15 protein-coding genes are annotated in these 11,199 nt (G+C 27.9%); all 15 read right to left on the reverse strand.

What is annotated here, in order from left to right; translation table 11 throughout:
- Window positions 1-75: 75 nt before the first annotated feature.
- Complete coding sequence (locus F811_RS16675; RefSeq protein WP_014487955.1) at window positions 76-252, reverse strand: hypothetical protein; 177 nt, start codon at window positions 250-252, stop codon at window positions 76-78.
- Between the two features lie 27 nt (window positions 253-279).
- Window positions 280-1,530 carry a DNA circularization N-terminal domain-containing protein gene (locus tag F811_RS0101490; protein WP_020003532.1) on the reverse strand — a complete coding sequence of 417 codons (1,251 nt, stop codon included), beginning with the start codon at window positions 1,528-1,530 and terminating at the stop codon, window positions 280-282.
- Window positions 1,531-3,366: a phage tail family protein gene (locus tag F811_RS0101495; protein ID WP_020003533.1), complete on the reverse strand. Its 1,836-nt coding sequence runs from the start codon at window positions 3,364-3,366 to the stop codon at window positions 1,531-1,533. It abuts the gene before it with no gap.
- A 10-nt stretch (window positions 3,367-3,376) separates the two neighbouring features.
- A complete protein-coding gene (locus F811_RS16680; protein WP_014487959.1) occupies window positions 3,377-3,517 on the reverse strand; it encodes a hypothetical protein in 141 nt (46 codons plus the stop codon).
- Between the two features lie 62 nt (window positions 3,518-3,579).
- Window positions 3,580-3,999 carry a hypothetical protein gene (locus F811_RS0101505; protein WP_020003534.1) on the reverse strand — a complete coding sequence of 140 codons (420 nt, stop codon included), beginning with the start codon at window positions 3,997-3,999 and terminating at the stop codon, window positions 3,580-3,582.
- Between the two features lie 3 nt (window positions 4,000-4,002).
- Window positions 4,003-4,383, reverse strand: coding sequence for a hypothetical protein (locus F811_RS0101510; protein ID WP_020003535.1), 381 nt, complete (start codon window positions 4,381-4,383; stop codon window positions 4,003-4,005).
- A 242-nt stretch (window positions 4,384-4,625) separates the two neighbouring features.
- Window positions 4,626-6,098, reverse strand: a complete 1,473-nt coding sequence (locus F811_RS0101515; protein WP_020003536.1) for a hypothetical protein — start codon at window positions 6,096-6,098, stop codon at window positions 4,626-4,628.
- Between the two features lie 133 nt (window positions 6,099-6,231).
- The gene (locus F811_RS0101520) at window positions 6,232-6,921 is read right to left on the reverse strand and encodes a hypothetical protein (RefSeq protein ID WP_020003537.1); all 690 of its coding nucleotides are present in this window, start codon (window positions 6,919-6,921) and stop codon (window positions 6,232-6,234) included.
- A 19-nt stretch (window positions 6,922-6,940) separates the two neighbouring features.
- Window positions 6,941-7,321: a hypothetical protein gene (locus tag F811_RS0101525; RefSeq protein ID WP_020003538.1), complete on the reverse strand. Its 381-nt coding sequence runs from the start codon at window positions 7,319-7,321 to the stop codon at window positions 6,941-6,943.
- The gene (locus tag F811_RS0101530; RefSeq protein ID WP_020003539.1) at window positions 7,299-7,571 is read right to left on the reverse strand and encodes a hypothetical protein; all 273 of its coding nucleotides are present in this window, start codon (window positions 7,569-7,571) and stop codon (window positions 7,299-7,301) included. Before F811_RS0101530 ends, F811_RS0101525 begins: the two co-directional genes overlap by 23 nt.
- A 24-nt stretch (window positions 7,572-7,595) precedes the next feature.
- A complete protein-coding gene (locus F811_RS0101535; RefSeq protein ID WP_020003540.1) occupies window positions 7,596-8,684 on the reverse strand; it encodes a major capsid protein in 1,089 nt (362 codons plus the stop codon).
- A gap of 213 nt (window positions 8,685-8,897) precedes the next feature.
- A complete protein-coding gene (locus F811_RS0101540) occupies window positions 8,898-9,269 on the reverse strand; it encodes a hypothetical protein (protein WP_020003541.1) in 372 nt (123 codons plus the stop codon).
- An 11-nt stretch (window positions 9,270-9,280) separates the two neighbouring features.
- On the reverse strand, window positions 9,281-10,357 hold the full coding sequence (locus F811_RS0101545) for a head maturation protease, ClpP-related (RefSeq protein ID WP_020003542.1): 1,077 nt from the start codon (window positions 10,355-10,357) through the stop codon (window positions 9,281-9,283).
- 208 nt (window positions 10,358-10,565) lie between these two features.
- Entirely contained in the window at window positions 10,566-10,793 is a 228-nt protein-coding gene (locus tag F811_RS0101550; RefSeq protein ID WP_020003543.1) for a hypothetical protein, read from the reverse strand.
- A gap of 16 nt (window positions 10,794-10,809) precedes the next feature.
- Window positions 10,810-11,199 (reverse strand): hypothetical protein (locus F811_RS0101555; RefSeq protein WP_020003544.1); only part of this gene is annotated, 390 nt, incomplete at its 5' end.

Here is an 11,199-nt window from a genome sequence, read left to right on the forward strand (position 1 = left end):
AAAAGAACAATTAAAAATTGATAAACTTAAAAATTTTTAGTATACACAGGCTACAAGCGAACAGTTTTTTATATATTATGGAATAAATAAAATGTCGCCTTCTATTATTTGAGGTAAGCTGTTAATTATCTCTCTAACTGCTAAAAATGAATTTGACTTAATAATTAAATTAATTTTTTGAGTGGTGCCATAATATTGTATTGCTATTTGTTTTAAATCTTCATTCTGTTTTACTAAATGTTTGGAAGGCATAAATATAAAGTTTTACTCCTTTTCAATTTATAAATAATATACTATTTCTTTTCCTTTTGGCAGTATTTCTATTTCCTGTATATTTAATTTATTCAATGATATAAAATCATCTATATTTTCTAAACTTCCATAAAGCTCGCTTACTAATTCAAATATATTTCTATCTTCATCTAATATTATTTTATTTGCAGAAGATAGATTGAAAGCATTATTAACAAGGTAATTTTTAGTTTGTGATATTAACTTTAATATATTATTATAGTCTGATTCATCATCTGTGAAGGATAAAGATTTTATATTATCATCTAACCATCTCTGAATATTATTATAATTATTATTTATTCTATCATTAATTTCTAATGCTTTATCCCTTGTTTTTATTTCAGAATATATAACAGACTGACACATTCCAGCAGCAGCTGTATACATAAAAACTTTATCTATAGCAAAATTTGTCTTTTCTATATTGGCATCATATATAGATTTATTATATTTAGTTTTTAATTTTGGATTAATTAAGTTTTCAAATATATCAAGTTTACTGCTTACATCATAATTAGGTATTTGAGCAGGAATAAGCATAGCACTCATAAGCATATTTATTGCATTAATTGGCTTATTTCCTATTTCATTTATTGTATCTATAAATGAATCATTTAAAAGTTTTAATATACTGTCATAATCATCATTTATGCCTGCTATATAAGATATTTGATTAAATACATCTGTAAAAGACTGTGTTGCTATATCTCTGATTGTTATAAGTTCTCCAACAGATGTAACTGCAAAAGTTTTAACAAAATTAAATGAAGCATATTGAGCATATACATCAACGCAATTTTGTATTTTATCAATTATATTAGATATACTTCCTAATAAAGAATTATCAGTACGTATATTATCTTCTATAAATATTATTTCAAATATGCATTGATTAGCATTATTGACTATACCATCATTTCTTTTTATAGTTCCAAAAGGTACTACTTTTTTTATACCATATTTAGGGTGAATTAATGTTCCTCTGCCTTTTTCTTTTAATGCTTTAACAAATCTGTCAGCTTCCAAGTCATAGTTTTCACCGCAAAATATTATATTGAGAGGATATCTGTTTTCTCCGACTCCCATATCCTGAACATAAGCACCATCTATATCAGGAAAAATAAAAGATGTTGTTTTCTTATCAAATTCATAAGAAACATCTTCATAAAGAAAATTAAAAGGTATGCCGCTTGGAGATATATAACTTGCTTCTAATAATCTATCTTCCCAAGACATTTAAAAAGCTCCTGAAGGCTTAAAAGTGATATTAGGATTTTTTGTATTAATAGGTCTTGTCATTTTTGCTTTTCCTGTAGTATCTCTTATTTCTACAATTCCTTTAGTTGTATTTTCTATAGTTTTAGTTACATTTGCTCTTTCTTCTTTTGTTGTAGGTGCTACAAGAGAGCTTTTTATATCATTCATTTTTTCAGATAATCCGCTTGTTATATTTCCAACTAATGGTATTTTAGAAATTAAACCTAATACATTTTGTAAAGGAGTTATTAATAAAGCTATGATTCCTTTTCCAATTTCTATTAAAGCACTTTTTATTCCATTTTCTTTGAAAGCATTAACAACATTTTTCCATATAGCAAGCAAAGTTCTAACTAAATCTATACCGATTTTAAAAGGCATTATAAAAGCCTGCAGAAACCAAGGAGCTGAATCTATAAACTCATATATTTTATTAAAAAGATTGTCTAAAAAATTGAATGCTGTATTTACAAAATTAATAACAGCATTTTTAACAATGTCCCAGTTCTTTATTAAAATATATATTAATCCTATTAATATACCTATTGCTATAATTATTATACTAATTGGATTAGCAGCCATTATTATATTAAAAGCCATTTGAGCAATCGCAGCAGCAAGCATAATAGTCTGATATGCTTTAAATGCTGCAACTATACCTAGTATAATAGGAATAAAAGGTTTTAGTATACTAATTATTGTAATAGAAGTTTTTATTAAATTAAACATGAAATTAAGTATAGTTTTAAAATCAATTTGTTTTACAAAATGAAATATACGTGAAACTATATCCTTTACCTTATTAAATATTGAATTGAAATCTATCTGTTTTATAAAACTAATAATATCAGATATAGTATTTTGAATATTATTTATTATATAGTCAAAATCTATTGAAGATACAAATGTTTCTAGTTTTGAAGCAATATCTTCTACATCTATACTTTGTATAGCTTTTAAAATAGAAGAACTTATTTTTATTAATCCCGGTAAAAATACACTTCCTAGTCTTGCCAGTATTTGACTTATAGTAGTTCCTATAACTCTTCTTTGATTTGCCAAAGAATTATCCATAGTTCTTAAAAAATCTCCCTGAGCATCTTTACTGGCCTTCATTAAATATTGATATCTGTACATAGTTTTTTCTGCTGATGTAAGAGATTTCCAATCAATATCAAATGCTTCTTCAAGATTTCCAACACTCATATCTATACCTAATGCTTTTAAAGGCTCTGTTTCTCCGCTTATTCCAGATTTTATTTTCTCAAAAGCATCTTCAATATCTAAATTATAAAAACTGGCCATATCTCCAGCCAATGCCGACATATTTTGACTCATAGTAACTAATTTATCGCCTGCAAGTCCGCTGCTTTTCATCATAGCACCTAATGTACTTGTAAACTTTTTAGCTTGAAGCTCTGAAAGTCCGAAAGACTGTAAAGCAGTTTTGGACCATTTATTTATTTTATCAGCATTTTTTCCAAATGTAACATCAACTACGTTTTGAACTTCTGTTAAATCGCTTGCTAAATCTATGGCATCTTTGCTTATTTTTATAAAAGCAGCACCTGCTACACCTGCTGCTACTGATGAAGCTATGCCTATTTTAGCTGTAATTTTTCCTATACTTGATACTGCTTTTGAAACATTTTTATTAAAATTATCTTTGAACTTTAATGCTTCTCTTTGTGCTTTGGCAAAGTCTGTTTGTATAGAAGCTGATAATTTATTGCTTGATTTTTGCATATTCCTAATAGGGGCTGTAAATTGATCTATAGCTTTAAATACTGCTTCTATACTATATTTGCTTGCCATAAAAAACCTTTCATTTTTTTAGTTTAGATATTTCTTTTTGTGTTTCTATCAAACTGCTTATTAATGGATTATAAAAAAATTTTATCTGTTCTATAGTCATATTTTCTATATTGGGTAATGAACTATAATCTGAACATATTTGCAAAAGCATAGAGCATATTCCTGATACTCCTAATACTTTTGTTTCTCTTCCGTTTTTAGCTATTATAGAACTTACCCTTGTATAAAAAGTATCATAACAGCTTGTAATAATTTACTGTCTGCTCCGTCTAAATTGGATATAAATTTAGGATCTCTTCCTATCATATTTCCTATTACAGAATACATCTTATGGACATTTTCTTTTTCTTTATAATTATCCATAGACATATAATCAGCACCTTTCAAACGTCTTATTTTTAATTCTTCTCCTGATTTCTCTGAAAACTCTGATACAATATACTTTAAAGTTCTATCTTCTTTATTGATAGTGAGTCTTCCCTGCATAATAGCTTTAATAATTGTATTTTTTTGTTTCTCAAAGCCTTCTTTATCTTCTTCACTCATTATAGAAACATCATTATCTATGTCCCACATTTCGCAAAAGTCATTAAACTCTATTTCTGCAGTTTTTCTTTCTATTTTTATTTCCATAAATTATCCTTGTTTTTCAAATGTTCCCTGAAAACTTACTGTTTTTGTTTGTTCTTTTTTAGAAGTATAAGCATCTCCGACTATTTGTCCTAAACCGCTGAATACATCTCCGTTTATAGTAGTAAATGATATTTGTACAAACTCATGTTTGTTCATTACATTTTGTAAAAATTCTTCATCGCCTCTGCTGTCATCTATAACTATAGGTATATCATTCAATTCAGAAGGTTTTATTGATTTTACAAGTCTTTGAGTACCATCTCCATTAGGTTTAACTTCATTAGTAAAACCTCCCGGAAAGAATTGAGCATCAACTTCTCCATCTACTCCGAAGTTTCTGCCATCAATATATATTCCTTTAATAGGTCCACCAACTCCTGCCATATTTCCTCCTATTTTTGCTAATAAAAATTGTTCGCTTTAACTAGTCTGTCAAGTAAACTTGCCAGATGCTCACAATTTTTATCATTATCTTTTTAATATTAAAAATATTATTTTTTATTATTGTTATACTCGCCTCAGCCTATAATTAGCAAATAAATAATTTTATTTGCTGGCTTACCCAAAGGGTACCTACTCGGTCGGCTCGTTTTTATTGTTGCTAATAAAAATTGTTCTATCTATTATTATTTTTCTAAATATACTCCTACATATATATCTCCGCTTATTATTTCAACATTGCCAGATATTTTTACTGGAAATGTCCAATTAATTCTTTTAGGATTTTGTTTATCTATAGATGCTGTTATATTTGCTTTTGTGAACTCTTTATCACTAATAATTGCATTTTTCTCCAAACTGTCAGCCAATGTCATTAAAGCAGCCTTAGCATTCTTAGGCTGTTTGGCTGTAGGATTTTCTGTTACAGCTGAATCAGGCAATAGTGGAGCACCTTTCCATTCATCACTTGCAAATATTAATTCACAGTTAAATAATACGTTCATAATTTTCACTAAATCACAAACATATTTATAAACTCCTATATCATCATTAGCAGGGTGATAAAATGTAACTATATCATTTAATACAGCTGTATTTCCTACTTTAATATTTGTAGAACTTCCTAATTTAACTGCATTATTTCTTACTGTATAATCTTCCTGTTCTTCATCTTTTCCAGCTTCAAGCTGAGTTAAATATCCTTTGTAATTTTGAGGAGGATTATTATTTGCTGTACTAACAATATCTTTTGCTAATCCTCTTGCTGCTATGCAGAAAGGCAATTCCCTGCTTCCTACACTTGTAATTAAAAAGTTTATTCTATCTGTTATTTGAGCATCTCCATTAGTAATAGCTGTTCTAGTATTGAAATCATCTGTACAGCCATTTGCTACTAAACAAGGCTTTCTAATTAAATTATTCCATCTTCCTTCACCAAAGTTTCTATATTTAGATAATGTATCTTCATCATCATAATTTAAAAGATTTAATATGAATGTTTCCCATACTTCTCCTATTTTATTTAATGCAGTATCTACATCAGGATTTAAAGCACCATTAGCAAATTTAGTCATTGAAAAAGTAAGTCCTTTAACTATTGCTTCGCTTATATCTATACTTATTTGATTACCGCTTTCTCCTTTCCATTTAGCAGTAATAGGAAGTTTAGAATCAGATATTTCTCCAGTAGTTACAGGCATTTCTAATACACTATCTATAGAAGTTTTTATCTTTGTTAATACAGAATCTGCATTATCTCCTTTAGATACTAAAAATTGACAAGCTATTCCTCCTATATATATTTTTACAGATTTTTGTTCTGTTGCATTTCCTCTTACTATTATTTCTCCATTAGCAGCTACTGAACTTTTTTTGTCTGTAAGAGGATATATAGTTACTGGAATACCTCCTATACCGTCATTATTTGTAGGAAAAAGCATTCTGCATGCAAGATGTATAGGAGAACCATATCCGTATTTTTCTGCTACATCTCCTAAAGTTGTTACTGAATATTTATCTAATGTATATTGAGCATTTGAATTTCCCTGTCCTATAATTGCTATTCTTTGAGGTAAAAACACAGCACTTCCTACATTAAAATTACGAGGTGTTACATCTATACCTAAAACTCTGGATAAAGCACTAACATCTACACTCATATAATATCTCCTATTATTGTTATGTTTGCCTACACCTATTAGTATCAACATAATAAATTATGCTGATGGTTTCGGCTCACTTATATAATCTGTATTAAGTATTATTTAACTTCTATTATATTGTTATGTTCGCCTACATATTAGTATCAGCTGTTGGCTCACTTATATAATTAGCATTAAATATCACTTTACCTGTGTCATTTAATAAACATTCACCTATTATGCTTTCTAATACTACAGGATCTTCTTCAAAAGAATATTCAGCATAATCAACAATTAATGTTAATCTGCAAACTGCTACGCTTTCTGAAGAATTAGAATCACTATTTTGAGTCAATTTTTCTCTTTTTGTGATATAACGTCTTACTACTAAACCTTCTAAACCTAAACATAAATATCCGCTATACATTAATATATTTCTTATTATAGTGGATATTCTGTCAGCCTCTTTGCTTGAAGCCTCATCTGCATTTTCATCAAAACTCTTATTTTTAAAAGCATAACAATCTATATAAAAAGTACCCTGCGATTTTTGTCTTATAGTATTCATACTTCCTGACTGTGTAAGATTATCGCTTTCAAATGTAATATTAACTAATGGCAAAACACCTTTTTCATCGCCGTTTATTTCATTGGAATAAATTAGCCAAGGATTTATTCTTTCTACATAAATATCTATATTGTATTTGTTATCATCTTTTCCTTGTTCTTTGGCTAGTTTCTTTTGATTTTCAAGCTCATATTTTAATATACTAGCTATCTTTAAACGTATAATTTCAAAAGTATCTTTCTTATCAATTAGTTTATTTATTATTGCATTCATATTAATTATTATGCTTTATTTATTCTTTTATAGGTATTTTATCAATTTTCATAATTTCAAGAACTAAATTATATATACCTAAAGTTCTGTCTGGTCTTATCTGCTTTATTGAGAAATAAAATTCTTCATTATTAGTATTTATATAGCTTAGAATCCAATTTTTAGAAGGATAGGCAAAACCTTTATTTTTCAAAGTTTCTATACAGCATGTAATTTCTACCTGTCTTGAAGATACTCCAGCCATAGTATTAGTGTCTAAAAAAAATCCTATATCAGAAACATTGCATATAATAGGTTCTATTTTTGTACCGTCATTAAATTGGAACTCTGTACCAAAACCATTATTAATATCTTCTAATGTGAATCTTAAATCTTTTTTAGCTTGCTTTAGCAGATTCAATTTTTTTGGCTCCCATATTTTTAGAGTATTTCTTTTCTTTACTTTCTTCTTCTGAAGTAGTATTATTTTCTTGCTGATTGATTGTTTCTATATTATCATCTTTTTTATCTTCTTCTATTTTCTCTATAATTTTAGCATTCAGCAATTTTTCTGCATTTCCGTCTAATAAACTTTCATCTATTTCTTCAAGCTCATTTATAATACCTTTCCTAGTAGAAATTGCTTTACCTTTACATATCCTATATTTCATTTGACTCTCCTTACTTCAATAAAATCATACTGTTGTTTTTATGCATCCGAAACTATCTAGTGAAACAGGAATTAAAAGCGGTCTTGTAGATATTTCAGCAGATAAACTATCAGCTGGTTCATTAAGCCAAGCTCTTATTGTGTATGCTCTGTTTTCAAGATTCATATAACTAGGTATTATACTTTCTAAGCGAGGATCTACTCCAGTTATAGTAGATGATGTGCAGTATATTTTTCTGAAATCACAATTAATACTTTCTGAATCAGGTATCATTATAACTTTATCAGGATCAAGGAAATTAACATCTTTTCCGCTTGCATTTGTATAATATCCTTCATAACAGTAACATCTAAATCTATTAGTACCTATAAGAAGCTCACCTAAATAATCAGCATCATCATATAAATATTTAGGATCTACTATTCCTACATTAGCATTTCTAAGATTTAATTTGTCTTTTACTTTGGAGTTATTGCAATAATTCTCCCAAGCATTAGAGCCGAATATAATATTTACAGCTCTTGTTTTCCCATCTTTTAATATTTCTTTATAAAGATTGGATATATCTTTGTCAGGATCTGAATTAGTATAATCAGACCAAGCAGTTGATACTGTAACTATATGGCTTGTTTTAGGCTTATAATCTATCTCATAAACATTGTTTCCTTTATCATCTTGCAATGTTAATTTTCCAGTTTGGAATATTTGAGAAGCCTGATATTCTATATTTCTTGCTATTGCCAATTCGCCTTCACGCATTTTATCCATTATTCTTGACTGTAAATCTGCTATATATGGAACATTTGCAGATGCATAAGGATCTAACCCAAATACTTTTGTATCTATATCTTCTGCTGTTATATCAAATCCTATGGCTACTTTAGGCGGAGTGAACTCTTTTTCTGTATATTCTGTTCTTATTAGTTTTGCAGAATGTTCTGATAAAGCAGTAACAACTGTTGCTACTTTTGAAGAACTTCTCATTATATCTATTTTTACTTTCCCAGCACTTACTATATCTCTTGGTGTTGTCTTAAACCATTTACTTAAAAAAGGATTAAGAACTTGTCTTTCTTTATATGACTTTAAAAAAGCCTCTCTAATATTTGGCATGTAAACTCCTATTGCTGCTATACTCGCCTCAGCTTATAACTGTTAGCTTTAGCTCGCTTTTTATATTCACTTCTATAATATTTAAAAATTATTACTTTCCATTACTGCTAATAAAAATTGTTTGCTCGCTATGCGTGCCTATGGCAATAGCTCTGTCAAATAAATTTGCCAGAGGCTCACAATTTTTATAAATAGATCTATAATATTTAAAAATTATGATTTTCCTATCTCTATGTAACTTTCTAAATATATAGAATACATTCTTAATTTGTCTTTTATTTCTGTTGTGATTCCAACTCCTGCTTCTTGACCTTTTAAAATTACTCTGTTTATATCAGCACTTCCAGAAAGCATTACTCCTACAGGATAATCGCCTGCTTCTGTTTCTTCTACATCATTTAAAGCTATGCCTACTGGATCACTTGAACCTGTTTCATAAGGTTTGTATTTGTCGCCGTTTCTCATTAATATAGTGCCTTTTTTAATAGGGCTTGAAGCTTCAAGAGTAACTAAAGCTGTTTCGCTTTTTAATACATTTCTTATTACTCCATCGTATGATATTTTTTCTTCGTTGATATTACTCATTCATATACTCCTTATCTTTTAGGATTATATTTGTTTAACTCTTTCAAGTATTGTTCTTCTAATGCCTTATCTTTATCTTCTTCTGAAAGCATATTAGTATTTTCAGGATTTTCCTCTATATGCATATTAAGTATATTTTTACTAAGCTGAGCACTATGATACTCTGCTAAAACTTCATCATCACTAATAGAGGCTCCGTTTTCTATATAGGAAATGGATTTATCTATAAGATTGCTTGCCTTTCCTAATTTTATATGAGCCATAACTCTTTTCCTTTCATGTTCTATTCCAAGATTGAACACTGTTTTATATAATTCTGGCTGCTGTTCTTTTAATTCCTGTAAATCCATAATTTTCTTATCCTCTTTTTTTATGTTATTATTTTCTGATGTATTAATGAACTCTGCTGTTTTTGTGATATTATTACTGCTGTTATTTAAATCATTATTTTCATCATCTGTATTTACTGCAAGAGCTAGAAAAGCAACCGCTTTTTTCAAGTCATCTTTAGCCTTGTTGCTTTCTGACATTTTATTTATGCAGGAATATATTCTATTTTTGGCCAATATATATGCTTCTTCCTTATTAGAAACTTCTCCATCTCCATTACTGACAACTTCATCTGAAAAGCCTAATATTTCCTCGCCATAATAAAATGTTTCATTGTCCATCAGTTTTCTTATTTCATTGATATCTATATTTAATTTTTTAGAATATGATTTTGCTATTATATTTGTTAATGCCTCTATTTCTTTTGCTTGTTTATTAAGTTCTCTGTAATCTCCACTTGTAGAAATGCTTACATTATGAATCATAAATACAGCATTATCATAACTTATGATTTTATCCCCTGCCATAGCTATATATGAAGCTATAGAAGCACATAAGCCTATTATTTTAATAGTAACTTTACCTTTATTATTTGAGTATTCCTTTATTAGATTATGTATTTCTATACCTGAAAATACAAATCCGCCCGGAGATGTAATTTCTATTTCTAAATCTCCATTCATATTTTGAGTAAGATTTCTAAAATCTTTTGAAGTAAAATCCCAGCCTATTATTCCAGATATAGATATTTTGTTCATTGTTGTTATGCTCGAACTTGGCTAATTATCAGCTGTCAAATAAATTTGCCAGCTTGCCAAGTTCTTATTCCTTTATTGTTGTTCAATACTTAATGGTTACTACTTTGTTAACTAGGTATAAATAAATTTATATCTAGTTTATTGAAGTATGTTTATAATATAAAACGGTGTAAAAAGATTGCAATATAGATAGCATTTTTAGGTATTTTTATTTATTATAAAAATAATTTGAAGATGTATTTATTTTATACCATTCCTGCCATTCTGATATTTTTTTCAAGCTGTTTTGATATTCTTTTATTAAATCTTTTTGTGTGAGCATATTTGTGTTAGGGTAATAGAAGGCAGGTGGATTAGATAACGGTATGGTTATATATTTTGTAGATTGGCAGCCCATCAGGAATAAAGTTAAAATAAATATAAATATTTTATTCATAATTAACAGCCTTATATTATTTTTGATTGCTTGCTATTTTATAATAATTTTCTATGCTTGTATTCAAAGCTCTTAATTCATTTTTTGTAAGATTTTTATTTTCTATTTCATTTATTAAATTACTGCTGCTTTTAAAAGTTTCATCTATGTATATTTGTCTTTTTTCAAAGTTTATATTTTTTAAAGCAGTTATATTTGATATTTCTATTTTTGCTGTATATATTTCTTTTTCTAAAGATTTTATTTTTTTATCTTTGGATTTTATTGTACAATTCAAAAAACTTATATATCCAAATACAATGCCTATAATTAAAAAATATATAAAATATTTTGATTTCAAAAAACTTAATAGTTTTGTCTTAAAAAAATTAATTATTATGCTGATTATTACTGTCATTTTCTTTAT

Origin of the sequence: Brachyspira innocens ATCC 29796, from assembly GCF_000384655.1 — a bacterium.
Taxonomy (GTDB): domain Bacteria; phylum Spirochaetota; class Brachyspiria; order Brachyspirales; family Brachyspiraceae; genus Brachyspira; species Brachyspira innocens.

What these genes read in the sequence shown, in the direction of transcription:
- F811_RS16675 (WP_014487955.1), bottom strand. Translation starts at nt 252, where the DNA reads ATGCCTTCCAAACATTTAGTAAAACAGAATGAAGATTTAAAACAAATA.
- F811_RS0101490 (WP_020003532.1), bottom strand. Translation starts at nt 1,530, where the DNA reads ATGTCTTGGGAAGATAGATTATTAGAAGCAAGTTATATATCTCCAAGC.
- F811_RS0101495 (WP_020003533.1), bottom strand. Translation starts at nt 3,366, where the DNA reads ATGGCAAGCAAATATAGTATAGAAGCAGTATTTAAAGCTATAGATCAA.
- F811_RS16680 (WP_014487959.1), bottom strand. Translation starts at nt 3,517, where the DNA reads ATGCTTTTGCAAATATGTTCAGATTATAGTTCATTACCCAATATAGAA.
- F811_RS0101505 (WP_020003534.1), bottom strand. Translation starts at nt 3,999, where the DNA reads ATGGAAATAAAAATAGAAAGAAAAACTGCAGAAATAGAGTTTAATGAC.
- F811_RS0101510 (WP_020003535.1), bottom strand. Translation starts at nt 4,383, where the DNA reads ATGGCAGGAGTTGGTGGACCTATTAAAGGAATATATATTGATGGCAGA.
- F811_RS0101515 (WP_020003536.1), bottom strand. Translation starts at nt 6,098, where the DNA reads ATGAGTGTAGATGTTAGTGCTTTATCCAGAGTTTTAGGTATAGATGTA.
- F811_RS0101520 (WP_020003537.1), bottom strand. Translation starts at nt 6,921, where the DNA reads ATGAATGCAATAATAAATAAACTAATTGATAAGAAAGATACTTTTGAA.
- F811_RS0101530 (WP_020003539.1), bottom strand. Translation starts at nt 7,571, where the DNA reads ATGAAATATAGGATATGTAAAGGTAAAGCAATTTCTACTAGGAAAGGT.
- F811_RS0101535 (WP_020003540.1), bottom strand. Translation starts at nt 8,684, where the DNA reads ATGCCAAATATTAGAGAGGCTTTTTTAAAGTCATATAAAGAAAGACAA.
- F811_RS0101540 (WP_020003541.1), bottom strand. Translation starts at nt 9,269, where the DNA reads ATGAGTAATATCAACGAAGAAAAAATATCATACGATGGAGTAATAAGA.
- F811_RS0101545 (WP_020003542.1), bottom strand. Translation starts at nt 10,357, where the DNA reads ATGAACAAAATATCTATATCTGGAATAATAGGCTGGGATTTTACTTCA.
- F811_RS0101550 (WP_020003543.1), bottom strand. Translation starts at nt 10,793, where the DNA reads ATGAATAAAATATTTATATTTATTTTAACTTTATTCCTGATGGGCTGC.